This window comes from Chryseobacterium sp. DT-167, assembly GCF_058310155.1.
Map to the genome: position 1 here is coordinate 472804 of NZ_JBZEEQ010000001.1, position 26213 is coordinate 499016.

The following is a 26213-nucleotide window of genomic DNA, read 5'->3' on the forward strand; positions in this document are numbered from 1 at the left end:
TTTTGATATTTAAAGATAAAACTATTTTTTCAAATAATTAGTAAATAATTAATAAATTTTATTAATTATTATTTTATCTATAAAAATTTAATAAAAATTAAGAAACTATCTATTTTAAATGAAATTGTTTTTATTTTGTTGAAAAGTGAATTTTAGAAGCGGTTGTTAGAACCGTTAAAATAAATACCATCAATTTTCTTCCATTTTTGATCGTTTTTGATTGTATCAATTTTTTCATAAAATTTTAGAAGACTCAATGTTCCTTTTTCTCCATAATCGTAGATTTTCTTTGATTTTCCATTATTAAAAATTATTTCTGTTTCCACAGAAGAACAATCTGAACATTCAATACTGTAATTGTCTTTCAAATCACTGAAATTAATTTCATTTAGATATTTTGATAGATTTTTAAAAATTGAACTATCAACTCCGATGTATTTTCCTTTCAAATTTTTATAGAAATCAGATTGAAGAAAAATTGAGTCTTTTTTAAATGTCAAATTGTAAATTCTTCCTGGAGTATAACCACCATTTTGAGTAAAGGTGATTTTCTCTATATGATGATTATTTGTTGAAATAGTAAATTCTGTCAGTTCGTTATTTTTAATCATTAATGTATCATATTGCAACATATCATCTCTGTTTTTTATATGTTTCTTAAAGTTTATTAATTTAATCAAATTCTGCCCTTTATAATGCATTGTTTTGGCTGATATAATATTATGAACCTTTTGTTTTCCTGGGTTTAATAGTTGATAACCATTTGTGCTGCTTAATATCACGAGAGTATTTTTATAATCGTCTTCAGCTAAAATTCTCACAACATTATCGTCATTATTTGAAACAGGGTATCTAAGATTAACTAAATAATCTTTTTTGCCATCGTAGTTAAAATCAGTTTCATAATAAGGTTTAAAATCCTCTTTATCAACGGTTTTTTTGAAGCTTTTTATTGAATCAATATAATCATAACCATAAGAAAAGTCAGTCTTTAATTCTAAATTTTTATATTCTTCATTTGAATGAATGATTTCTAAAATTTCTTTTTCATTAAGGCTTTTTTTCTCACAGGACTGCAAGGCAATATTTCCAATAAGTAGGATAATAAATTTCATCTTTGATTTTTTATACTAAAAAGAAAGCCTGTTTAATTGTAAACAGGCTCTAATTATTTAAATTAACCTAAATTCTCTCATTCTTAATCTCCTCAACAATTTCAGGATTCAAAAGGGTAGAAGTGTCTCCGAAATTGCTGAAATCTCCTTCAGCAATCTTTCTCAAAATTCTACGCATAATCTTTCCTGAACGGGTTTTAGGGAGTCCGGAAACAAACTGGATTTTATCCAATTTCGCAATCGGACCAATCTGATCAGAAATTAACTGATTAATTTCCTTTTTCAGGTTTTCTTTCTGACGACCTGCACCGCTGTCTTTTAAAATGACAAAACCATACAGCGCACTTCCTTTGATGTCGTGCGGGAAACCGACAATTGCAGATTCTGCAACCGCAGGGTGTTCATTAATGCTGTCTTCAATAGGAGCTGTCCCCAAATTGTGTCCGGAAACTATCACGACGTCATCGACACGACCGGTAATTCTATAATATCCAACCTCATCTCTTAACGCACCGTCACCAGTGAAATACTTTCCTGGAAAAGCCGTAAAATAGGTTTCTTTATATCTTTGGTGATCTCCCCAGATCGTTCTTGCAATTCCCGGCCACGGAAAACGGATACAAAGATTTCCAGTCACCTGATTTCCTGTAATTTCGTTGCGTTTGTCATCCATTAAAACAGGCTGAACTCCGGGTAAAGGTAATGTTGCATAGGTCGGTTTGGTTGGTGTTACAAAAGGAATCGGTGAAATCATAATTCCTCCGGTTTCGGTTTGCCACCAAGTATCGACAATCGGACATTTTTTTCTTCCGACATGATCGTTGAACCAATGCCAAGCTTCATCATTGATCGGTTCTCCAACAGATCCAATTACCCGTAATGAACTTAAATCATGTTTATCAACCCATTCTGCGCTTTCTTTTGCCAAAGAACGGATTGCTGTTGGTGCTGTGTAAAATTGGGTAACTTTATGTTTTTCAATAACTTCCCAGAATCTATCGGGTTCAGGATAAGTTGGAATTCCTTCGAAAATAACGGTTGTAGCTCCATTAATAAGCGGTCCGTACAAAATGTACGAATGCCCGGTAATCCAGCCAATATCTGCTGTACACCAATAAATGTCATTTTCCTGATAATTAAATACATTTTTGAAGGTGTAACCCGTGTAAACCATATAACCTGCACAAGTATGAAGCATTCCTTTTGGTTTTCCTGTAGATCCTGAAGTGTATAAAATGAATAAAGGATCTTCCGCATCCATAATAATGGTCACAAAATCTGAAGAAGCTTTTTCGTATAGATCTTCCATCCAGAAGTCTCTGCCTTCTTTCATTTTAACCTCATTTTTGGTTCGTTTTACGACCAAAACTTTTTCTACGGTAGGACATTTTTCTACGGCTTCATCAATGATACTTTTCAGGTCTAAAACTTTGCTTCCTCTGAAACTTCCATCTGAAGTGATTAGCATTTTTGCACCGCAGTCATTCACTCTTGAAACGACCGCCGAAGCAGAAAAACCTGCAAAAATTACAGAGTGCACTGCTCCTAGTTTTGCACAAGCGAGCATTGCAACCGCCAATTCAGGAATCATAGGAAGGTAGATACAAACTCTATCACCTTTCTTAATTCCCATATCTTTCAGGACGTTGGCTGTTTTGTTGACCCTTGTGTAAAGATCGTTGTAGGAAATATGTTGCGACTCTTCTTTGGGATCGTTTGGTTCCCAGATAATGGCGGTTTTCTCACCACGTACTGAAAGATGCCTGTCGAGACAGTTTTTGGTGATATTTAATTTAGCATTTTTAAACCATGTAATTTTTGCTTCATTCATGTCGTATTTTACGACTTTGCTCCATCTTTGATACCACACAAAGTTTTGATCGGCAATATTATCCCAGAATTTTTTAGGATTTTTTATAGACTTTTTGTACTGTTCGTAATAATGTGGTAAATCTTCGATCACGTAATTTCTCATACTTTTTATTTTTTTATTATTATTAAATTTTTGTTTGTATAAATTGTGTCTTCTTGTGTTTTTGATTGTACGCGAAGCGCACAAATTTTTTATGACCCTTAACTACTTTCATGGCTCATAAAACCGTTTTACTTATATAAGGATGCACTGTTAAATCAGTTATAATTTCTTTTCCATTACTGGTAAGAATCTGTTTTTTATTGATGTTTCAATTTGTCCAATCTTCACAAATCCGAAGTTTTCATAAAATTTTTGTGCATTCGGATCTGCTTCGAGAATTATTTTTTTTACTTTAGTTTCTTTAATCTTATTTAAGAAATTATTCATCAACAATTTACCATAACCTTTTCCAATTTCGCTCGGTAAAACAAAAAGATTATCAAGTTTTACACTTTCTTCATCTAAATTAAAATAAGAATAAAATGCTATTGGTATATCGTTTATTGATAAATGACAAACCTCATTAGTTTTAATATATTCTTCTGTAATAGTTAATAAATCAGACCATTCTTCCATCTGCTCTGCCGAATATCCCCAATATGCTTTAGACTTTTTTGTAATATCTGTCAAAACTTTGTGATCATCTGGTTCTGCTCTGCTTATTCTCTCATTTCCATCATTCATTTAATTCTATAATTTTGAATTTTTTCTTTCAGTTCATCAATGATCTTTTCATCATCAATCGTCGACGGAATCTGAAATTCTTTACCGTCAATAATTGTTCTGATCAATTTTCTTAAAGTTTTTCCGGAACGTGTTTTCGGTAGTCTTTTGACCACCATTACACTTTTAAGAAATGCAACTGCACCTATTTTTTCTCTTATTTTTAAGATGATTTCTTTTTCTATATCTTCTTCAGAAATTTCGGATCCATTTTTCAAAACTACACTTGCGAAAGGAACCTGCCCGCGAAGTTCATCATCAATTCCCACAACTGCACATTCTGCAACATCGGGATGTGATGACACTATTTCTTCCATTTCGGAAGTCGAAAGTCGGTGTCCTGCAACATTGATCACGTCGTCAACTCTTCCTGTGATAAAAATATATCCGTCCTCATCTTTTATAGCTCCGTCTCCGGAAAAGTAGTAACCATTATATTGTGATAAATAACTTTTTTCAAAACGATCGTAATCATTCCAAATTCCTAACATTGCTCCGGGCGGAAGCGGAAGTTTGATCACCAAATATCCTTCTTTATGCTCGTCTAGTTCGTAACCGTTTTCATCAAAAATTTTAATATCATAACCGGGAACCGGTTTTCCTGCTGAGGCTCTTTTGATGTGGTAATCATCATCAAAAGTCATCAAACCCAACATTGGCGAACCCGATTCTGTCTGCCACCAATGATCGATTGCGGGAACTCCGATATATTTTTCAAACCAGTCTAAAGTAGCGACATCACATCTTTCTCCCGCCAAAAACTGTTTTTTAAAATGTGATAAATCATATTTTTTCACCAATTCACCGTTCGGATCTTCTTTTTTGATGGCTCTTATTGCAGTTGGAGCAGTAAACATCGCAACAACTTTGTATTCTGAAATAATTCTCCAGAAAGTTCCTGCATCGGGAGTCATGATGGGTTTTCCTTCAAAAATGATGGTTTTGTTTCTGTTAATTAAAGGTGCGTAAACGCTGTAACTGTGACCGACTGCCCAACCAAAATCTGAGGCTGCCCAGAAAGTTTCTCCCGGCTCAATTCCGTAAATGTATTTCATGGAAAATTTAAGAGCCGTTGCATAACCTCCCGTATCTCTTGTGATTCCTTTTGGTTTGCCAGTCGTTCCTGAAGTGTACAATAAATACAAAGGATGATTTGATTCTACTGAAACGCAGTCTGCAGGTTCTGATTTTGCAACCAGTTCTTCATAATCGATCAATCCTTCAAACATTTCATGTTGATTATCGACCAGTTTTCTATTGAAAACAATGATGTTCTCCACTTTATCCTGAGCCAATTCGATGGCTTTTTCAACCAAAGGCAGATAAGGAATTCTTTTTGCGATTTCTATTCCTGCCGTTGCGGTAATCAGTGCTTTTGGTTTGCAGTCGTCAATTCTTACAACCAATTCATTCGGAGCAAAACCTCCGAAAACGACATTGTGAATCACACCAATTCTCGCACAGGCCAACATTGAAAAAAGTGTTTGCGGAATCATCGGCATGTAAATTACCGCTGTATCGCCTTTTTGTAACCCTAAAGACAATAATCCGCCTGCCAATTTTGAAATTTCTTCCTTCACCTGATTGAAGGTGTATTGAATCTTTTGATCTGTAACGGGGGAGTCATAAATAATGGCAGTTTCTTCCCCAAAACCATCTTCAATATGTTTGTCGATGCAGAGATAACACATATTCAGTTTTCCGTCTGAGAACCATTCGGTGTAGTTATTTCCGTCTTTTGAAATAATTTCTGTCGGAAATTCAAACCATGTAATTTGCTGAGCCTGTTCTTTCCAGAATTGCTCTTTGTGTTCTATACTTTGTTTAAATAAATCGTCTGCTTTCATGGTTATTTTTATGTTTTATTTTTTTAACACGAATGACACGAATTTTTTTTCACAAATAATCACTAAAACGAAGTGGATATTCTGCAATTGATTAGTGATATTTGTGTTTTATGAGATGAGTAATTCATCAATCTGCTGAATCAGTTTTTTAATCGAGTAGGGTTTTGTTACATAAGCATCGGCTCCCATTTCCAGACCTTTTTCAATGTCTTTCGGATTGTTTTTGGCACTCAGGAAAATAACTTTTGTCTGGTCTAATTTTCTATCTTGCTTAATGATTTCCAATGTGCTGTAACCATCCAGATTGGGCATCATGATATCGAGTAAAATCACATCGGGAACCAGTGTTTTAAGGAATTCTAAAACCTCTGTTCCGTCTCTTGCGATAAAAACCTCGTAGCCTATTTTTCTGAAACTGTATTCCAGTGACATTAATATTTTATGTTCATCATCCGCAATGAGTATCTTTTTCATGGTGTGTTCCGTTATTGTTCAACTTCATTATTATTTCTTGTTTTTTTTGGAAGAGTGACTGTAAAAGTGACACCCAATCCGCTGTTTTCTGCTTTTATATCTCCGGAATGAGCTTCTACAAGCCTTTTTGAGATGGCAAGTCCGAGTCCGCTTCCGGTAGGTTTTATGATGTTTTGGTTTTTAGACTGATAAAATTTATCAAAAATCATTTCTAAATCTTCTTCAGGAATGTTTTTTCCGGTATTAAATATTTTTATGATTAAAGAATTGTCTTTTTCTGATAATTTGGTCTGAATTGTCCCCTGTTCGTCAGTAAACTTCAAGGCATTTCCCAGGATATTCTGAAACAACTGAATCATTCTCGACTCATCATATTCAAAGATATGCTGATGAAGAAGATCAACCTCGCTTATGTAAATGTTTTTTTGCTGAATCAGATGTAAAATAGGATTTAAGGCCTTTTTATAGGTTTCGATAATGTTGTTTTGCTGAATATGTAAAGCAATTTCACCATGTTGAAGTTTATCTAAATATAAAATATCATTGATGATTTCACTTAATCTGTCAGATTCCGTGATGATATTGTTTAAAAATTCTCGTTTAATATCCAAAGGAATATCGTCATCGTCTGCTAAAATTTCTCCTGCCGAACGAATTGCCGTGATCGGGGTTCTCAATTCATGCGCAACAGAATCTAAAAAATCATCTTTCTGACGGTCTTTTACGATGAGATTTTTGTTGGCAGCAGATAATTCATCTGAAAGCTGCTTTAATTCTTCAGATTTTTCAGTCAGTTTTTTATTTAGAGTAATGTTCTCTTTTGATTCTTCTAAAATATTTAAAACTTCCTTTAAGGAGATTTTGTCTTCTTTGGTAACACCTTCGATCAAAATTTTAGCGGATGCAGTTCCGATTCTTCCTGCCAAAAGGTTTTCAGAAAATTTAATAAATCTTGAGTCTGCTGTTTCGGTTTGCGAATCGATATTGTATTTAATATTGAAAATCCGCATAGCCTGTTCGGTTTTTTTCTTGCCTAAGAAACGTTCCAGAATATTCTGAATATCAGAAACATAAGCAGTTCCTCTCCAGATGAAGGCATTTTCGTGATTTTGAATGTATTTATCGATGTCGACGTACAGTTCGGCGAAATTTCTTTCACGGTAATTTCCTTTCATACTGACTGATAAAATGGTAAACAAGCCGGTATTAATTAAAATTGACCAGAAGAAAATTTCAGGTATTCTTGTTAAATATGGAATGTTGAAAAAATCAAAAGCATCATACATTCCTCTTAAAGCACCTTTAACTTCCTGATTATAAGAAAAATAGTACTGTGGAATGATCAACCCAAAATAGCAGATCGCTAAACCTGCTAAAAGTCCGGCAACTGCACCTTTGTAGCTTCCTCTTCGCCAGAATAATGCGCCAAAAAAAGCGGGAGCCAGTTGTGCGATAATCACAAACGAAATCAATCCTACTGAATCGAGAGAGGTTTTTAAGATAAAATATTTATAAAACCCAAAAGCTAAAATTACCAGACCGAAAATTGAGAATTTTCTGATATTGGTGATATTTCTGGTGTTTCGAATTTCATTTTCAGCTTTGAATTTCCCCAATAATCCGTAAGGGATAATCAAGTTATTTGAAACCATAATTGATAAAGTGATTGCCGAAATGATAATCATTGAAATACTGGAACTTAAGCCTCCTAAAAACACCAGGACTGTAATTAAAGTATTGTTGAAATACTGAGGAATAAGGATTGAATAAAACTCAGGGTTTACATTTTGTCCTTCGAAAATCAACCTTCCGCCCCATGCAATCGGGAAGATGAAAAATGTGAAAATCAAAAGGTATAAAGGGAAGAACCAAATCGCTGTTTTGATATGTTTTTCCTGTCTGTTTTCAATAATTGCGGTGTGAAACTGTCTTGGCAAAATACAAATCGCTGTTCCTGAAATCATGCAGAGAATCATCCAGTTCATTGCACCTTCAATTCCGTTGAAGGTATTTTTTGCTTTAAAATCAGGAAATTTACTTGCCTTTTGGTAAATGTCTGAAAACCCGTCAAATGCAAAATAGATAACGAATAATCCTAAAATAATGATGAAGAATAATTTAAGAAAACTTTCCAAAGCAATCGCAGAGATAATTCCTAGGCGTTTTTCAGAGGCATCCACATATTTTGTTCCGTAATAAGATGAAAATAAGGCGATTAATATGACAACGAATGTTGCATTATCAGTCAGAATATTTTTAGACATCGGAGTTTCTGTCACCAAATGAAAAGTTTCCGAAATGGCTTTGATTTGCAAACCGATGTATGGAACAATCGCAAAAATACAAACCAGAGTGATTATTGCACTAAAACTTCTGCTGTTTCCGTATCGTAAAGAAATAAAGTCGGCTAAACTGCTGATTTTGTTGACTCTCGATATACGGACGATTCTTGTATTAATGTAAATCCAGGCTGGAATAACCATGATTGGTCCTATGTAAATCGGTAAATAATTGAGTCCGCTGGTTGCTGCAACACCGATACTTCCGTAATACGTCCAGGCTGTACAATACACAGCAAGAGACAGTGCGTAGATGTAAGGATTGTTGATCCAGATTTTGCTTTTCTTCTTCTCTGCCAAATGGGCAACTAAGAACAAAAGTGCAAGGTAAATCAACACAACAACAAATAATGCAAAACTACTCATCATATTTTTTTATGATTACAAAAGATACAATGAGGGAAATCATCCAAATTGCGAATATATAAACAAGAATCATTGGGTAACCAAAAACTTCTTTTTCACTATTGAATAATAATGAAATGGGGATACTGAAAGCGATCAGCAATCCGAAGCTCAGGATAATCAGTTTTTGCTCGTGTCTCTTTTTCATTATTAATGAATGATTATTAATAAAAGATAAATGATTATTAATAAAAGATAATTGATGAACAAAATCATTCATCAATTATCAAATATCATTTATAAATTATTGTTTGTCGTCAGAATATTCTCCTATCAAAGAATAGTATCCGAAGATTGCCATTCCACCAGAGACAATCGGTACCAATACGAAGAGTATGATAATACCGAATACCAGATCTTCCTGTTTTCCCGATGCCAGTTTTGGGATTCCCATGATGGTAATTCCGAAGTAAGCTACAGCAAGCGCAACCAAGATCCAGAGTATGCCTAATATTTTTTTTAATCCGTCCATTTTCTTTGTTTTAAAATTAATAAATTTTGAGTGAATAAGCTATAAATCGTGGATATTATTGTTCTTATTTTTCAGATAAAATAATCCTATGATCAGACAGACTGTCGCAACGACAATCGGATAATAAAGCCCATCGAGATACCATTGTGGGTTTGGAATGTCTTTATTAAGTTTTAGGGCAGCTTCATTTGCCTTTTGAGAATTTGTTACCAAGTAAGTTGCAACTGCCGGAAGCAACCCTCCAAACACCCCATTACCAATATGATACGGAAGAGACATCGATGTATAACGGATTCTCACAGGGAACATTTCAACTAAAAACGCAGCAATAGGACCATAAACCATCGTGACAAAAATCACCTGAATAAAGACAAAGAAAACCAAATACCATCTTGTATCATTGTTGATAGTAACTGATTTGGAAACTTTTGGTTCTTCGGCTTTTCCGTCTTTCATTACCGGTCCTGCTGCAGACCAATGAACAATGCTGTCTTTTTTCATCAAAGTTCCGTCTGTGTACAAAGTTTCTTTATGGAATGTTACCAAACTGTCTGTTGTAATATCTTTATGAATTTTAGCAGTTCTTTTTTCTGTAATTCCGTTGGCTGCAACGGTTTTACTTTCCAGATTGACACTTTGGAACATGGTGTCATAAATGGGTCTGTAAGCTAAAATGGCAATCAGCATTCCTGTCATCATCACTGCTTTACGACCGACTTTATCCGAAAGCCAACCAAAAAATACAAAGAACGGAGTTCCCATTAATAAAGCAGTTGCCATTAAATAATCCACCTGCGTAGAATCCACATTCATTACTTTCTGAAGGAAACTCATAGAGTAAAACTGACCGGTGTACCAAATTACACCTTGTCCCATCGCAGCTCCAAATAATGCCAGTAAGACAAACTTGAAGTTGTATTTATTTCCAAAACTTTCTTTTAAAGGATTTGTTGATGTTTTTCCTTCTTTTTTAGCTTTGGCAAACAAAGGAGATTCTTTCATGTTTTTTCTGATGACATAAGAAACTCCCACCATTAAGATTGAGATCCAGAAAGGAACTCTCCATCCCCAAGTGTCAAACTGTTCTGCAGAAAGCGAGCTTTTCGTTAATAAAATCACAATCAAAGAAATGAAAAGTCCTGCTGTTGCGGTTGTTTGAATCCATGAAGTCCAGTAACCTCTTCTGTGCGGTTGTGCATATTCCGCGACATAAGTTGCAGCTCCTCCGTATTCTCCGCCTAAAGCCAATCCCTGCAATAATCTTAAAATTAAAACTAAAACCGGAGCCAGAAATCCTATCGTTTCATATCCCGGAATACATCCTATCAAAAACGTAGAGAATCCCATGATTAATAATGTAACAAGGAAAGTGTATTTTCTACCGATAATATCTCCCAGTCTTCCGAAAAATAATGCACCAAAAGGTCTTACCACAAATCCTGCTGCAAAAGTTGCTAATGTTGACAAAAATGCAGCTGTCGGATTATCTGAAGGGAAAAATTTAGTTGCCAAAACGACCGCCAAACTTCCAAAAAGGTAGAAATCATACCATTCTATAAGTGTTCCCAAAGAGGATGCAGTAATCACTCCCCAAATGGTTTTGTTTTTCTGCTTTTCTGTCATATCCTCAAAGGAGGTTTCGACTTGCTGATTGCTCATATTATTGTTTTTTTTTAGTTATTAAATAAATGTTTTTGAATCAATTGAGACTTATAAATAAATTTGTAGCTGAACAATAAACTCTCCTTTAGAAGTCGGGTTTTCTGTCGGACTTGTATAAACGGGTCTTGTAGAATATTGTGTGGTGATTTTTGCGTGATGACCGTCTATAAACCAGTTGGCTCCCACATCAAACTGTGAGGAAGGCTTATCAAACGCTTCAAAATTTTTGTAAGTATAAGCTGCAAAAGGCTGAATTCTTATTTTCGGTTTTTCGGCCTTACTCGGTAGTAATAAACCTGCTTGAGCGTAAACTATATTTCCTGTTCCGATCACGGGTTGAAGGTTTCCGGGACCAGCCAAAGCTCGCTGTCCAACGTAGTTCGGATCATTGGATGCGATATTCATTGTTCCTAAATTTCTTACATAATTTGGTCCGAAATTATAGTTGAAATATCCTGCATAAGCCGAAACTGCCATTTTATTTTTAGCTTCTCCCAAAGGAATATCAGCAAAAGCATCTACAGAAAGTAGAGTGATGTCGTGTTTTTCTATGTTTGAATTGACTGAAGTTCTTGTTCCTTCAGCCTGATGATAAAAACCTGCGCCGAGATTGAAAACTTTTTTGGTTCCCAAGTAAGAACCTACTTTGAAAGGTAGGAGATTAGATTCTGTATCTAAGAATTGATATTCAAAATACCCTGCTTTAGACCAGTTCGGATTTCCATTGTTGTCAACGGCAACCTCATTTCCTGGGACTAAACTATTTACAGGTGCTAAATCTGTTGCGAATGGTTTGTTTAAACTCATTCTATATTCAAATTTTCCGTATTTTCCTTTTGCGAAAATTCCCATCTGTCTTGCAAACTGATCAGAATTATCAATCAAAGGCCAGCTGAAAATCGGTGAATCCAAAGTTAGAAAGTTCAATGTCGAAGCCATCGTCATACGGGAAAGTCCCATATAATAATGAAGTCCGCCACCTAAAGTTAAGCTGAATTTTCCTGCTTCACCGGGCATTACGACTGCATATTCGTTCCATGCATCATGGAAGAAAAGCTGAGGTTTTTTACCATTACCGTATCCGCCAGTTCCTGTTGTTCCGGTTGCGCCACCGTTGATGAAAGTCTGGTTATTGATCCCAAAATGGGTAAGGATCATATAACGCTTTGTGATTTGAGCGTAGGCAAGAATACGGGCTCTTCGGTTTCCTAAGTTCCAGGTGTTATCGGTTGCTTCACCTCCAACCATACTTCCCGGGTTCATTTCTGTGTTCCTGATCCAAAACTGATCCCATAAAATAAATCTAACATACTTATCTCCTTCAGGATTTAAATTTATTTTTAAACCGTTTCCATAATCAGGAGAACCTTGACCGTATATAGAACTGCTCATTAAAGCTAATCCAATAAAACTTAATATTTTCTTCATAAATTATTAATTTTTTGGCTGTTATTTTGTGAAAGCCAAATTGTAATTAATAATTTAGTTGTGAAAATTTAATATATATTAAAGGTAAGAATATAGTTATTAGCTTTTAGGTATGAATTATAAATTGGGAAACTTCTGTCATAAATTATTTTTTTTGGATAAAAATATTTATTATATATTTGATTAATAGTTATTTATGAAATTATTTCTTTTAATTTAAACTCAAAATCATCATTAATAGTTCGTGAATTTTTAAAACCTATTTTTTAAATCTTTCCCATTTGATCAACATATATTTGTCGGCAAACTGAGTAATAATCAAACCTGAATCTTTAATGTTTTCCTCCTTAGAAATGTATTCGATCAGCTCATTTTGTTTTAAAATTTTATAGACAGGATGAAAATCAGAATGGGGTGGTCTTGTAATATTGTATTTCTTTATCCATGAACTTATGGTAACATGAGAAACACCGATAATTCTTTCTATTTCACGGAAACTCAGCCCTTCAAGATATAATTGAAGAGCTTTTGTAACGTAATAATCATCGATTTTTTTACCCAATTTTTTGACGGTAAAATAGTAATTGCAGTCCTTACAATGGAATCTCTGTTTTTCGTTGATGATTCCGCTTTTAACAATTTTTTCGCTCTTACATTTCGGACAAATATTCTCCATATATAGTATTTTAGCAAATATATAATAATTTAGCAATATTAAATTTTAACAATAAGATAATTATACCTGTTAATATTAATTAAACCATAAAATTATCTTTTTAATTTGGTTTTTAAAGATAATATGCTTTAAATTTGCCAAAAAATTCAGATAAATAAATGGAAATACAAATTTCCTCATGCGAACATTTAATGTATGTGAGTGAAATACAGCAGGAAATGTATGATTCTGCACAGCGGAGAGGAACGGGGATCGCAAAGCGTTCTATAGAATATTTAAGTAAAAAGATTTCAGAAGGTAACGCTGTGGTTGCGACTGAAAATGGAGAGTGGGTGGGCTTCTGTTACATAGAAACCTGGTCGCACGGTCAGTTTGTGGCCAACTCAGGATTGATCGTTTCTCCAAAATTCAGGCATGGAGGTATTGCAACTTTGATCAAAGATAGAGTGTTTGCATTGTCAAGAGAGAAATTCCCAAATGCGAAAATATTCGGTTTAACTACAGGACTCGCTGTAATGAAAATCAACAGTGATTTGGGTTATAAACCAGTTATTTATTCTGAGTTGACTCAGGATGATGAGTTTTGGAATGGTTGTAAAAGTTGTGTGAACTATGAAATTCTAATGAAAAAAGAACGAAAAAACTGTCTTTGTACAGCAATGCTTTTCGTTCCTGAAAATAATAAAGTAAATGGAGTTGAGAATCATCAGCCCGAAAATCAATATAAAAATGAGCAAGAAAGTAATCTTAGCGTTTAGCGGAGGTCTGGATACCTCTTACTGTGCTAAATATTTGAGTGAAATACTTGGATATGAAGTATATGCAGTCACTGTAAATACCGGAGGTTTTTCTAAAGAAGAGGAAAAAGAACTGGAGAAAAAAGCCTTTAATCTTGGGGTGAAAGAATACAGGTGCGTTGATGCTCAGGAAGATTATTACAATTCTTGTGTGAAGTATTTGATCTTTGGTAATGTCTTGAAAAACAATACATATCCTTTGTCTGTAAGTGCTGAACGTACGATTCAGGCGCAGGAAATTGCAAAATATGCCATCGAAATCGGTGCTGATGCAATCGCTCACGGAAGTACAGGTGCCGGAAATGATCAGGTTCGTTTCGACTTAATATTTCAGGTAATGTGTCCGAATGTGGAAATCATTACGCCAATTCGTGATCTGTCTTTATCTCGTGAAGAAGAAATTGAATTTTTGAAAGGGCACGGTTATGAAATGGAATTCCAAAAAGCGCAATATTCTGTGAATAAAGGACTTTGGGGAACTTCAGTTGGCGGAAAAGAAACTTTGACTTCAAGAAATTATCTTCCTGAAGAAGCTTTTCCATCTCAAATTAAAGAAACTCAGCCTTCAGAACTGGAAATTGAGTTCAAAAATGGTGAAGTTGTAGCGGTAAACGGAGAAAATTTTGAACACTCGGTTTACGCCATTCAAAAAATTGAAGAATTAGCTTCTGCTTATGGGATTGGTCGCGATATTCACGTTGGAGATACAATTGTTGGAATTAAAGGAAGAGTTGGTTTCGAAGCGGCAGCGGCGTCTGTGATTATCAAAGCGCATCATTTATTGGAAAAACATACGCTTTCAAAATATCAGCAGATGATGAAATCTCAGTTATCTGATTGGTACGGAAACTGGCTTCACGAAGCACTTTTCTTAGATCCTGTGATGAGAAATATTGAGTCTTTCTTAGATGATTCTCAGAAAACGGTTAGCGGAAAAGTTTTTGTAACGCTTCATCCCTACAGATTTATTTTAAATGGAATTGAATCTAAGCATGATTTAATGTCTGATAAATTCGGAAGTTATGGCGAGACCAACAGAGCATGGACAGGTGAAGATGTAAAAGGCTACACGAAAATTGTAAGCAATTCCTTAAATATATATCATCAGATTAATCAAAATATAAATTAATGGGGAGTTCCGAAGGAATGACTTAAATCAGGATAGGATGAAAATCCTATCAAAACAAATATAAAAATGATTGAGATTAATCAAAAAGAAACAAAAACAGCAGGAATTATCGGAGCCAACGGCTACACAGGAAGCGAACTGGTTCGTCTGCTAGCTTTTCATCCCAATGTGTCTTTGAGTTTTTTATATAGTCGTTCAAATTCGGGGACAAAGATTTCAGATTTGTACCCGGATTTGGCGACGGTTTGTGAGATGGTTTTAACGGATCAGCCTGAAGATGTAGATATTTTATTTTTATGTCTTCCGCACAAAGAAAGTCAGAATTGGCTGACTCAAAATGCGGTAAAAGATGAAACGTTAGTCATCGATTTAGGAAATGATTTTCGTTTAGATGGAAATTTCGCAAACAGAAATTTTATCTACGGTTTGTCTGAAATCAACAAAAAACAACTTTCAGGAGCAAAAAGTATTGCAAATCCGGGATGTTTTGCGACAGCAATTCAAATGGCTCTACTTCCATTAGCTCAAAAAGGTTTGTTGGATGAGGTTTATACAACAGGAATTACAGGTTCAACAGGTGCGGGTCAGTCTTTACAGGCAACGACTCACTTCACTTGGAGAAACGATAATATTTCAGCATATAAAACTTTGACACATCAACATGTAGATGAGATTTTACATCAATTAGTTTCTTTTAATACGAATGAAATCAGTCTGAATTTTGTTCCATGGAGAGGAGATTTTGCGAGAGGAATTTTTACGAGTTCCACGGTGAAAACAGATTTAGAACTTTCAGCTATCAATCAATTGTTTAGGGATTTTTATGCAGATGAGCCTTTTGTAAAGGTAAGCGAAAAAGCAATTGATTTAAAACAGGTTGTCAACACGAATCGCTGTGTGATTCATATAGAAAAGAGTGGAAATGTTGCGGTAATTCACTCAGCGATTGACAATTTGTTGAAAGGAGCTTCCGGACAGGCAGTTCAAAACATGAATATTGCAATGGGTTGGGAAGAAAATTCAGGATTGAATTTAAAACCGATTGCATTTTAAAACGGACAATAATCCGACCTAGGAAAATGGAGCGTTAAGGAAAATAATTTTGTGAACGTTAAGAAAATTCTACTGTTCGAAGCGCGAGACAAATGTCGAACCGAAGAACAAATGTCAAATTCGCGCAAGTTTTAGAATTTTTAGAGAACAAAAATATTTTTTAGCGGAAGTTTCCAGTCTTGAACTTTTGTTTCTTTTGTTTTAAGACAAAAGAAATTAATTAAAACAAAAAAAATGAATTTATTCAACGTATATCCATTATTTAACATCAATCCTGTAAAAGCTCAGGGATCATTCCTTTGGGACGATAAAGGAGAACAATATCTTGATTTTTACGGAGGTCATGCGGTAATTTCTATCGGACATAACCATCCGTATTATCAAAATCAATTAAAAAAACAATTAGATAAAATATCTTTCTATTCAAACTCGGTTCAGAATGAATTACAAACTGAACTGGCTGAAAAATTAGGAAAACTTTCAGGCTTGGAAGATTACAATTTATTCTTGTGTAATTCAGGAGCTGAAGCGAATGAAAATGCTTTAAAACTGGCTTCGTTTCACAATGGGAAAAGCAAAGTGTTGTATTTCTCAGGTTCTTTCCACGGAAGAACTTCGGCAGCAGTTTCTGTGACAGATAATCCAAAAATTGTAGCTCCGGTAAATTATGACGAAAGATTCATCAAGTCTGAATGGAATAATATCGAACAGCTTGAAGCCGTTTTTGAAAAACAAGGAAGCGAAATTTCATCTGTAATTATCGAAGGAATTCAGGGAGTTGGAGGAGTTATGATTCCAACGGTTGAATTTTTAACTAAAATCAAAGAATTGTGTGAAAAATATAAAGCAGTTTTAATTTTGGATGAAGTTCAGTCAGGATACGGAAGAACCGGACATTTCTTTGCTCATCAGGAATTCGGAATTGAAGCGGATATTATCACGACAGCAAAAGGAATGGGCAACGGCTTCCCGATCGGTGGCGTTTTGATTCATCCTAAATTTCAGGCAAGCAACGGTTTGCTGGGAACAACTTTTGGTGGAAATCACTTAGCTTGTGTCGCTGCAATTGCGGTTTTGGACGTTTTGAAAGATGAAAATCTCATAGAAAATGCTCGGGAAATGGGCGAGTATATTGAAAATAAAATTAAAGATTTTCCACATATTAAAACGATTCGAAGGAAAGGCCTGATGATTGGAATTGAACTCGACAGAGATTGTTCAGAAGTGAGGAACAGCCTGTTGTATAATCATCATATTTTCACAGGAAACTCCAATGATAAGGCTGTGTTGAGGATTCTTCCGGCGCTTAACATTAAAAAAGAAGAAACCGATCTGTTCATCGGTGCTTTGAAAACTGTTTTAGAAAATCTTTAAAATCAATTCAAAATGAAATGGATATTCCATTTGTCCATTGAAAAAATAAAAATTCTCAAATGAAAAAATTTACCTCTGTAAGCGATGTTGAAAACTTACAGGAAATTATAAAAAAAGCGTTACAAATTAAAGAAAATCCTCTTTCGGAAACCGGGAAAGGTAAAGGAAAAACAATAGGACTTATATTTTTAAATTCAAGTTTAAGAACACGTTTAAGCAGTCAGATTGCTGCACAAAATTTAGGATTAAATGTTTTAACGTTAAATGCTGCTCAGGAAGCCTGGAACTTAGAATTCGCAGATGGAGCTGTAATGAATGGCGACACTGTTGAACATATTAAAGATGCCATTGAAGTATTAAATCAATATTGTGATATCATTGCAGTTCGTTGTTTTGCAGGAATGAAAAGCAAGGAAGATGATGTTAACGAAAGCATTTTAAGCCAATTCGAACAACATGCGAAAGTTCCGGTTATTTCTCTGGAATCTGCAACACGTCATCCTTTGCAAAGTTTGGCAGATTGCATAACGATTACCGAAAACTTGGGACACTTCGACAAGCTCAGTGTACAACGCAAGCCAAAAGTAGTTTTAACCTGGGCTCCTCACATCAAGCCGATTGCTCATGCGGTAGGAAATTCTTTCGCGGAATGGATGCAGGAAATGGATGTTGAATTCGTAATCGCCAATCCTGAAGGTTATGATTTAGATAAAAACTTCACGAAAGATGTAAAAGTGATTCATAATCAAGATGAAGCGTTAAAAGATGCAGATTTTATTTATGTGAAAAACTGGTCGTCTTTTGATGATTATGCAGCAATGCCTGAAGTAAAAGAAAGCTGGATGCTTACGAATGAAAAGTTAGCTGATACAAATCAGGCAAAAGTGATGCACTGCCTTCCAGTTCGTCGTAATGTAGAATTGAGTGATGAAGTAATGGATGGTGAGAATTCCATCATTTATCAGCAGGCAAAAAACCGAATTTTCTCGGCTCAGGCTGTCTTCTCTGAAATTTTAGATGAATTGAATAAGAAATGATGCGCTCAGAATTTTTTAATTTTTTAATCCTTTAATTTTTTAATGAAAAACAAATTATACATCATAAAAATAGGAGGCGCACTAATCGATAATAAAGAATTATTGAACGAATTTCTGGAGCAGTTTTCTGAAATTAAAGAACGAAAAATTTTGGTTCACGGAGGTGGAAAATTAGCAACGACATTAGCTGATAAATTAGGTGTTGAACAGAAAATGGTCAACGGACGAAGAATTACCGATAAAGATACCTTGGATATTGTAGCGATGGTGTATGCGGGAGGAATCAACAAAAATATTGTGGCAAAACTTCAGCAGAAAAAATGTAAGGCAATAGGTTTTTCGGGAGCTGATGCCAATTTAATTAAAGCTACAAAAAGAGAAGATGCAGAAATAGATTTCGGGTTTGTAGGAGATATTGAGAAGAAAAGTGTGAACAAAAAATTGATTTCAAAATTGATTAAACTTGAGTTGGTTCCGGTATTTTCAGCGATCACTCATGACAAAAAAGGAAATCTTTTCAATACCAATGCAGATACGATTGCTTCGGTAATTGCTCAGGCTCTGTCTGAAAAATATGATGTTGAATTGTTGTATTGTTTTGATAAAGAAGGGGTTTTGGAAGATGTCGAAAATCCTGAATCTGTCATAAAAAATATTTCGGAAGGAGAATTTTCTGTTTTAAAAAATGAAGGAAAACTTCACAAAGGAATTTTACCCAAGTTGGAAAACGCTCTTGGAGCCGTAAAAAATAATGTAAATAAGGTATTCTTGATAAAAGAAACCGAATTGAAAAACCATATAGAAAACCATCATGCAGGAACTGAAATCTGTTTATAGTAAAGAAGAATTACTGAATAACGCAGTGGATTTGTTGAAAAAACTGATTGAGATTCCGTCATTCAGCAAAGATGAATATAATACGTCTGTGGAAATTGAAAACTTTTTTAAAAAACATCAGATTCCGACAAAACGTTTTAAAAATAACATCTGGGCGGTGAATAAAAATTTTGATGTTTTCAAGCCGTCAATTTTGTTGAATACGCATCACGACACTGTAAAACCCAATAAAGCTTACACTTTAGATCCGTTTTTAGCGATTGAAAAGGATGGAAAGCTGTTTGGATTGGGAAGCAATGATGCCGGAGCTTCTTTGGTTTCGATGGCGCAGGTTTTTTTACATTTTTTCGATAAAGAAGATTTAAAATATAATTTAGTGATTGCTTTGACAGCGGAGGAGGAGATTTCGGGATTTGACGGAATTGAGGCTTTATTTTCGCAGCTTCCGAATATCGAACTTGCCATTGTAGGGGAGCCAACGCAGATGAATCTGGCAATTGCGGAGAAAGGATTGTTGGTTATTGATGGGGAAATGAAAGGTACTCCTTCTCACGCCGCTCATCCGAACGATGATAACTCAATTGTAAAATGTATGGAAGATTTGCAGCAGATTTTAAGTTTTAAATTTCCAAAAGTTTCAGATTATTTGGGTGAAGTTAAAATTACGTTGTCAGGAATTCATGCCGGAGTTCAGCATAACGTAGTTCCTGAGTCGTGCACTTTCACCTTGGATGTAAGGGTTACGGATGAATATTCCAACAAAGAAGCGTTTGAAATCATTCAATCACAGATGAAATCAACCTTAACAGCAAGATCTTTCAGGCTAAATTCATCAAAAATCGAAATGGATCATCCGTTTGTAAAAGCAGGTTTGGAAATCGGGAGGACAACTTATGGCTCGCCAACTTCATCCGATCAGGCAATTATTCCGTGTACATCGGTGAAGATCGGTCCTGGTGACAGCACACGCTCCCACACCGCGGATGAATACATATATATAAAGGAAATAGAAGAGGGGATTGCTATTTACATCCAAATCCTTGAAAAGGTCCTATAAATCGACCTAGGAAACGGAGGCGTTAAGAAAATTGAAATTTAATCCGTTAAAAAATTCCCACTGTTTGAAGCGCGACACTAATTTTGAACCGAATAACAGGTTTTGAATTCGCGCAAGTTTTGGGGATTTTAGGATTCAATTTCAATTTTTAGCCGGAGTTTCCAGTCTTGAACTTTTGTTTCTTTTGCTTCAAGGCAAAAGAAAATTTTAAAATAAAAAAGAAATTTTATGAAAAAAATATGGCAAAAAGACGATAATGCCACCAATATATTAGTCAACAAATTTACAGTCGGGAAGGATCTTGACTTTGATGAGCGTCTGGCAAAATACGATGTTAAAGGTTCGATTGCACATTGCATAATGCTGGCTGAAGTGGGAATTATCACAAAAGAAGAATCTGGAAAAATTCTTTTTGTTTTAGCTACGATTTTACAGGATATCGAAGATGGAATTTTTGAGATCGATAAAGAGGCGGAAGATATTCATTCGCAAATTGAATCTATTTTAATTGAAAAACTAGGAGATACAGGAAAGAAAATTCATACGGCTCGGTCAAGAAATGATCAGGTTTTGCTGGATATTAAGCTGTATTTATTAGATGAAATTCGTGAAATCACAGCTTTAACGGACGAATTTTTTCAAATTTTAATTAAATTAGCGGATCAGCATAAAAATGTTCTTCTTCCGGGTTATACCCATTTGCAGATTGCTATGCCTTCATCTTTCGGATTATGGTTTGGAGCTTATGCAGAAGCATTGTTGGATGATCTTGAAATGCTTTTCTCTGTTAAAAATATCATTAATAAAAATCCATTGGGTTCAGCAGCAGGATATGGTTCGTCTTTCCCTATTGACCGTGAAAGTACAACGTACAATTTAGGGTTTCAATCAATGAATTATAATTCTGTGTATGCTCAAATGACACGCGGAAAGTCGGAAAAAATGTTGTCAATGGCAATGGCGACTTTGGCGGGAACATTAGGGAAATTTGCCTATGATGTTTGTTTATATTTAAGTCAGAACTTTGATTTTATCAGCTTTCCTAAGGAGTTTACAACAGGAAGCAGCATTATGCCACATAAGAAAAATCCGGATATTTTCGAATTGGTTCGTGCGCGTTGCAACAGAATTCAGTCGTTACCGAATGAATTTATTTTATTGACGAATAATCTTCCGTCAGGCTACCATAGAGATATGCAGTTGACGAAAGAGATTCTTTTCCCTGCAATTGATTCTTTGAAAGAATGTCTTGAAATTTTAAGCTATACTTTACCAAATATTCAGGTTAAAGATGGAATTTTGGAAGATGAAAAATATAAGTATCTTTTCAGTGTGGAGAAAATCAATGAAGAGGTGAAAAATGGAAGTTCATTCCGTGATGCTTATGTAAAGGTAGGACAGGAGATTGAAAATAATGAGTTTGATTTTGAGATTAAAAACCTTAATCATACTCATCAGGGAAGTATTGGGAATCTTTGTTTAGATAAAATAGAATATCAGTTTAATAAGGTGAAAGGTAAGTTGTTGGGATAAATTAAATCATCTTATATTATTTTATAAAGAGGATTGGAAATTTCATCTTTTGTATTGTACTCAATTATTGCAGGGTAATTAGTTGTGTGACCTTTGTACCCAATGTATTTTAGCATTAAGCAATTTATCATAAATTTTAAATTTGCAATAATAACAAGTATTTCATGTCTTTTTAGCTGTAGTTCTTCCTCTTCAAAAGGAGAAGTTCCGTGAAGAAATTTGTTCCTATGATTTAATATATCAAGCTCTTCTTTTGATAATTTTATGTTGTAATATTGAAATGGAAAGGATAACTTTTTTGAATTTGTGGGTTTATTTAGTTCATTTATTTTTGAAGTGAAAATCTTGACTGCTTCTTCAGGTATTTCATCTTCAAAATTATTTAATGTGTTTAATAATTCAAGTCTTAATTTTTTTGCTATTAATTTATCTTGAATTGGATTAATTTTTTCTTTATTATCCTCATAAATCAAACCACTTATGGTTTCTAAAGCTATTGATAAAATTCCTGCTTTAAGAAGATTATGCTTTGTTTGATTTGCTTCAATAATTAATTGGCAACACCTATGAAAAATGCTATTTTTAAAGACAGTGGTACAAATATTATCAAAATAAATATTAGCCATTGGTTTTGCCCATATTTTATATTTTTCTTCTTGATTTATTTGTCTTAAATAATTAACAAATTTCGTATGGTCAATTACTCTATCGTTAGAATATATGCTGTCCTCTTTTTTTTCAAAAAAAATATTTTCTATTTTGTTGAATGAGATATCTTCCGACGTTTGATAATAAGATTCACTAGTAATTAGATTTCCTGTTAAAAAACCTAAAGAAATAATTATTGATTCCGTTGCTTTTTTGAAATCAGAAAAACATTCTCTCTCAACACTATCAATAATTAAAAAGTATTTTTTAGGATCATTTTTTATGTAAGTGAAAACATGATAATTTTTATGATTAACATTCACTTCAATTAATCCACTGAAAACAATTTTTTCGTCATATTTAACTGATTTTGTTGTGATATTGTATAAATCTAAATCCTTTTTAATTGGCAACAGTAACCTTTGAAATTTATTATCATAATTATCTAAAGATCCAGTGAATATTTTTTTCAGATTTAAACTAAATGTTTGTGGTATTTTAAATTGAAAATTTATAGTTGAAATTGAATTGTAATCTATGAAATAACTTTCTCCAATTGCATACATTCTCAGCGTTTCATCATCTTCTAAAATTTGATTTTTTAAATCTTTTATTCCAAATATTGGTGTTTCTAAGAAAATTTTAAGCTTAAATAACTTGTTTTCATGATCTTTTTCAAGAGTTGAAAAATAATCAAATTTCTTTGACTCGTTGATTACTTTTAAAGCTTTTTCAGACTCAAATGTTTTTATTTTACTGATTGATAAATCAACAAATTTCTCAAAATCAAAATTAGAAAATTCTTCCATTAATCTTTTTTCAATCCAGATCAATCTTAAACTTAGTCGACTTTTTCACCTCATGAAGCACTATAGAGCTATGATATTGCCCGATATTAGGAATATTTGAAATCACATTCACCGTAAAATCATTATAAGAATTAATGTCTTTTGCAATGATTTTCAGCATATAGTCATATTCGCCGGAAAGGCTGATAATTTCCTGAACTTCATCATGTTGCATAATGTTTTTTTCGAAAGTTTCCAAAACTTTCTTAGATTGTTCTTTTAAGCGAACGTTGCAATAGACAACAATATTTAAACCCAGTTTTTCACGATTCAAAAGACCTACATATTTCTCAATAATTCCCTGTTTTTCCAGCTGTTTGATGCGTTCATACGTCGGAGTAAAGGTAAGACCGATCTTTTCTGAAATTTCTTTTACAGAATAGGTAGAGTCTTCCTGAATAATACTGAGAATCATTTTGTCTTTTAAATCCATAAAACAGCCCGAGTTGAGTTGTAACAAAAATAGTATTTAAAAATGAAAGTATACAAGATTTAGTTTTTTAAAATTAAATCAATTTTGTTTTTGCCAGTTTGTAAAATTGCTGTATCTTTGCACCTAATGAATAACACAGTATTTATATCATTAGAATTACCGGGCGCAGACGCCCTTTACGATATTTATTTATTTTAAGCGAAGATGTTTCTTCGCTTTTTTTTTGTAAAAAAATTGGATAATATGTTTACAATTACAGAACTAAGCACCGAGAGAATCAACAGTATAGTAAAAGAAGCACTGGCTTTTGCAGAGGGGAAAACTGCTAAAATTGATGGAGAAGTTTTTTGCTCAAATCTTTTTTTTGAAGACAGCACGAGAACAAAAACAAGCTTTGATATTGCCGAAAGAAAATTAGGATTGCAAGTCGTTCCGTTTGATGCTTCCAACAGTTCTGTGAATAAAGGTGAAAGTTTATATGACACGGTAAAGACAATTGAAAGTTTAGGCGTAAATCTTGTCGTGATAAGAGATAAAAAAGACAGATATTTTGATGAATTAAAAAATATAAAGATTCCTGTCATCAATGGGGGAGACGGAACCGGAAACCACCCCTCTCAATGTATGCTTGATTTGATGACGATTTATCAGGAATTCGGAAAATTTGAAGGTCTGAAAGTAGGAATTGTAGGAGATGTAAAACACAGCCGGGTTGCCAATTCAAACGCAGAAGCATTGAGAAGATTAGGTGCAAAAGTATATTTCTCCGGACCGGAACAATGGTTTGACGAAGGCGCTTTGATTAACGGAACGTATTTATCTGTAGACGAATTAATTAAAGAAGTTGATGTGTTAATGTTATTAAGAATCCAGCACGAAAGACACGACGCAAAAATGAGCTTCTCAGCTTCGGAATACCACAGAAAATATGGCTTGACGAAAGAAAGGGAAAAAGCCATGAAAAAAGAAGCGATCATCATGCATCCTGCCCCGATCAACAGAGGAGTTGAGATTGATACAGACTTGGTAGAATGTGAACGTTCAAGAATTTTCAAACAAATGCAGAACGGCGTTTTCGCAAGAATGGCAATACTTAAAGAATCCCTGGAAAAAGAAGGACATACTTTTAAGTAAAAAGAGCCAAGATAAAAGTAAAAGTTGGCGAGCCCTGAAAGGGCGACCCCGTTAATAGACATGGATGAAATCCATGGAAATAAATAGAAAGAATAAGAATAAAATAACAGAATGCGGAAGTCTGACTTCTAATTTCTAAAATCTAATATCTAATTTAAAAAATGAAGAAAAAGTTAATACTGGAATCCGGTGAAGTATTTCATGGAGAAGGTTTCGGAGCAGACCTGGAAACTGCAGGTGAAGTAGTTTTCAATACCGGAATGACTGGGTATCAGGAGTTGATCTCTGACCCGTCTTATTGCGGTCAGATTGTTTGTATGACCTATCCGCTTATCGGAAACTACGGGATTAATAGAGATGATTATGAGAGTATAGAGCCGGCTATCAAAGGTCTTATTGTAAAAGAAATTTGTGATTTGCCGTCAAACTTCCGTACTCAGATTACTTTAGATGAATTGTTTAAAAAGAAAAACCTTTCAGGAATTTCGGGAATTGATACAAGAAGACTGACAAGAATTCTTCGTAACCACGGAGTAGTGAAAGGAAAAATCGTAAATGATGACACTGACGAAAACACAATCGTTTCAGAATTAAAATCGACCACGTTCCCAACAAATCAGGTAGAGCAGGTTTCTACAAAAACACCTTATGCAAATCCGGGGAGAGGTTTTAAGGTGGTATTGGTTGATTTTGGTTCGAAATTAGGGATTATCAGAGAATTATCTCAAAGAAACTGCGATATTATTGTTGTTTCACAAGATACAACAGCAGAAGAGATTTTACTGATGGATCCTGATGGAATTATGTTGTCAAACGGTCCCGGAGATCCGGAAGATAATCAGCAAGCGTTGGAAATGATCAGAGGATTATTAGGAAAAGTTCCAATCTTCGGAATCTGCCTAGGACACCAATTAATAGGTTTGGCTTGCGGAGCAAAAACGTTCAAGTTAAAATTCGGTCACAGAGGAGGAAATCACCCGGTTTTGGATTTAGAGAAAAATAAAGTAGCAATTACTTCTCAAAATCATGGTTATGCAGTTGATCAGGAAAGTTTAAAAGGAACAGATTTAATTGAAACACACATCGCATTGAATGACAGAACAAACGAAGGTCTGAAACATAAAATTCATCCTTGTTTCTCAGTTCAGTATCACCCGGAAGCGAGCCCGGGTCCTGAAGATGCAAACTATTTGTTTGATGACTTCATCCACTTGATGGAAGACTTTAAGAATAAGAAAAATCAGTAGGTTTAGATTTCAGATATTAGACATCAGATA

23 protein-coding genes are annotated in these 26213 nt (G+C 34.4%); 10 read left to right on the forward strand and 13 right to left on the reverse strand.

The window, feature by feature from the left end:
* Positions 1–152: 152 nt before the first annotated feature.
* From AC4FQ5_RS02080 to AC4FQ5_RS02130, 11 genes are all read right to left on the reverse strand, one after another.
* Positions 153–1115, reverse strand: a complete 963-nt coding sequence (locus tag AC4FQ5_RS02080) for a DUF6438 domain-containing protein (RefSeq protein WP_491140841.1) — start codon at positions 1113–1115, stop codon at positions 153–155.
* A 67-nt stretch (positions 1116–1182) separates the two neighbouring features.
* Positions 1183–3174, reverse strand: coding sequence for an acetate--CoA ligase (gene acs, locus AC4FQ5_RS02085; RefSeq protein WP_491140842.1), 1992 nt, complete (start codon positions 3172–3174; stop codon positions 1183–1185).
* Between the two features lie 75 nt (positions 3175–3249).
* A complete protein-coding gene (locus AC4FQ5_RS02090; protein ID WP_491140843.1) occupies positions 3250–3714 on the reverse strand; it encodes a GNAT family N-acetyltransferase in 465 nt (154 codons plus the stop codon).
* Positions 3711–5600 carry an AMP-binding protein gene (locus AC4FQ5_RS02095; protein ID WP_491140844.1) on the reverse strand — a complete coding sequence of 630 codons (1890 nt, stop codon included), beginning with the start codon at positions 5598–5600 and terminating at the stop codon, positions 3711–3713. The genes AC4FQ5_RS02090 and AC4FQ5_RS02095 overlap by 4 nt, the downstream gene beginning before the upstream one ends.
* A gap of 108 nt (positions 5601–5708) precedes the next feature.
* Positions 5709–6074, reverse strand: coding sequence for a response regulator transcription factor (locus tag AC4FQ5_RS02100; protein ID WP_491140845.1), 366 nt, complete (start codon positions 6072–6074; stop codon positions 5709–5711).
* Between the two features lie 11 nt (positions 6075–6085).
* Positions 6086–8779, reverse strand: a complete 2694-nt coding sequence (locus AC4FQ5_RS02105; RefSeq protein ID WP_491140902.1) for an ATP-binding protein — start codon at positions 8777–8779, stop codon at positions 6086–6088.
* Positions 8772–8966, reverse strand: coding sequence for a hypothetical protein (locus AC4FQ5_RS02110; RefSeq protein WP_491140846.1), 195 nt, complete (start codon positions 8964–8966; stop codon positions 8772–8774). Before AC4FQ5_RS02110 ends, AC4FQ5_RS02105 begins: the two co-directional genes overlap by 8 nt.
* Before the next feature lie 96 nt (positions 8967–9062).
* The gene (locus tag AC4FQ5_RS02115; protein WP_491140847.1) at positions 9063–9290 is read right to left on the reverse strand and encodes a DUF6814 family protein; all 228 of its coding nucleotides are present in this window, start codon (positions 9288–9290) and stop codon (positions 9063–9065) included.
* Positions 9291–9329: 39 nt separating this feature from the next.
* Positions 9330–10949: an MFS transporter gene (locus AC4FQ5_RS02120; protein WP_491140848.1), complete on the reverse strand. Its 1620-nt coding sequence runs from the start codon at positions 10947–10949 to the stop codon at positions 9330–9332.
* 51 nt (positions 10950–11000) lie between these two features.
* Entirely contained in the window at positions 11001–12380 is a 1380-nt protein-coding gene (locus AC4FQ5_RS02125; protein WP_491140849.1) for a porin, read from the reverse strand.
* A 259-nt stretch (positions 12381–12639) separates the two neighbouring features.
* A complete protein-coding gene (locus tag AC4FQ5_RS02130) occupies positions 12640–13056 on the reverse strand; it encodes a transposase-like zinc-binding domain-containing protein (RefSeq protein ID WP_491140850.1) in 417 nt (138 codons plus the stop codon).
* A 158-nt stretch (positions 13057–13214) separates the two neighbouring features.
* On the opposite strand from AC4FQ5_RS02130, the gene AC4FQ5_RS02135 reads away from it, so the two are divergent.
* The 8 genes from AC4FQ5_RS02135 (at position 13215) to argH (ending at position 21873) form a co-directional block, all read left to right on the forward strand.
* The gene (locus tag AC4FQ5_RS02135) at positions 13215–13814 is read left to right on the forward strand and encodes a GNAT family N-acetyltransferase (RefSeq protein WP_491140851.1); all 600 of its coding nucleotides are present in this window, start codon (positions 13215–13217) and stop codon (positions 13812–13814) included.
* Positions 13786–14982, forward strand: coding sequence for an argininosuccinate synthase (gene argG, locus AC4FQ5_RS02140; protein ID WP_491140852.1), 1197 nt, complete (start codon positions 13786–13788; stop codon positions 14980–14982). The genes AC4FQ5_RS02135 and argG overlap by 29 nt, the downstream gene beginning before the upstream one ends.
* Before the next feature lie 66 nt (positions 14983–15048).
* Positions 15049–16035, forward strand: coding sequence for an N-acetyl-gamma-glutamyl-phosphate reductase (argC, locus tag AC4FQ5_RS02145; RefSeq protein WP_491140853.1), 987 nt, complete (start codon positions 15049–15051; stop codon positions 16033–16035).
* A gap of 234 nt (positions 16036–16269) precedes the next feature.
* Entirely contained in the window at positions 16270–17409 is a 1140-nt protein-coding gene (locus AC4FQ5_RS02150; RefSeq protein WP_491140854.1) for an aspartate aminotransferase family protein, read from the forward strand.
* Between the two features lie 59 nt (positions 17410–17468).
* Positions 17469–18446, forward strand: a complete 978-nt coding sequence (locus AC4FQ5_RS02155; RefSeq protein ID WP_491140855.1) for an N-acetylornithine carbamoyltransferase — start codon at positions 17469–17471, stop codon at positions 18444–18446.
* 42 nt (positions 18447–18488) lie between these two features.
* Complete coding sequence (gene argB / locus AC4FQ5_RS02160) at positions 18489–19283, forward strand: acetylglutamate kinase (protein WP_491140856.1); 795 nt, start codon at positions 18489–18491, stop codon at positions 19281–19283.
* Positions 19258–20340, forward strand: a complete 1083-nt coding sequence (locus tag AC4FQ5_RS02165; RefSeq protein ID WP_491140857.1) for a M20 family metallo-hydrolase — start codon at positions 19258–19260, stop codon at positions 20338–20340. The genes argB and AC4FQ5_RS02165 overlap by 26 nt, the downstream gene beginning before the upstream one ends.
* Before the next feature lie 228 nt (positions 20341–20568).
* A complete protein-coding gene (gene argH, locus AC4FQ5_RS02170) occupies positions 20569–21873 on the forward strand; it encodes an argininosuccinate lyase (RefSeq protein ID WP_491140858.1) in 1305 nt (434 codons plus the stop codon).
* Between the two features lie 11 nt (positions 21874–21884).
* Here the strand turns inward: argH and AC4FQ5_RS02175 are convergent, their stop codons facing one another.
* Positions 21885–23330, reverse strand: coding sequence for a hypothetical protein (locus tag AC4FQ5_RS02175; RefSeq protein WP_491140859.1), 1446 nt, complete (start codon positions 23328–23330; stop codon positions 21885–21887).
* A 10-nt stretch (positions 23331–23340) separates the two neighbouring features.
* Positions 23341–23802 (reverse strand): Lrp/AsnC family transcriptional regulator, encoded by a 462-nt coding sequence (locus tag AC4FQ5_RS02180; protein ID WP_248392595.1) that lies wholly within the window; start codon positions 23800–23802, stop codon positions 23341–23343.
* A 243-nt stretch (positions 23803–24045) separates the two neighbouring features.
* On the opposite strand from AC4FQ5_RS02180, the gene AC4FQ5_RS02185 reads away from it, so the two are divergent.
* Both AC4FQ5_RS02185 and AC4FQ5_RS02190 read left to right on the forward strand, forming a co-directional pair.
* Positions 24046–24936, forward strand: a complete 891-nt coding sequence (locus AC4FQ5_RS02185; protein ID WP_491140860.1) for an aspartate carbamoyltransferase catalytic subunit — start codon at positions 24046–24048, stop codon at positions 24934–24936.
* Between the two features lie 161 nt (positions 24937–25097).
* Positions 25098–26183: a carbamoyl phosphate synthase small subunit gene (locus AC4FQ5_RS02190; protein ID WP_491140861.1), complete on the forward strand. Its 1086-nt coding sequence runs from the start codon at positions 25098–25100 to the stop codon at positions 26181–26183.
* The last annotated feature ends 30 nt before the right edge of the window (positions 26184–26213 follow it).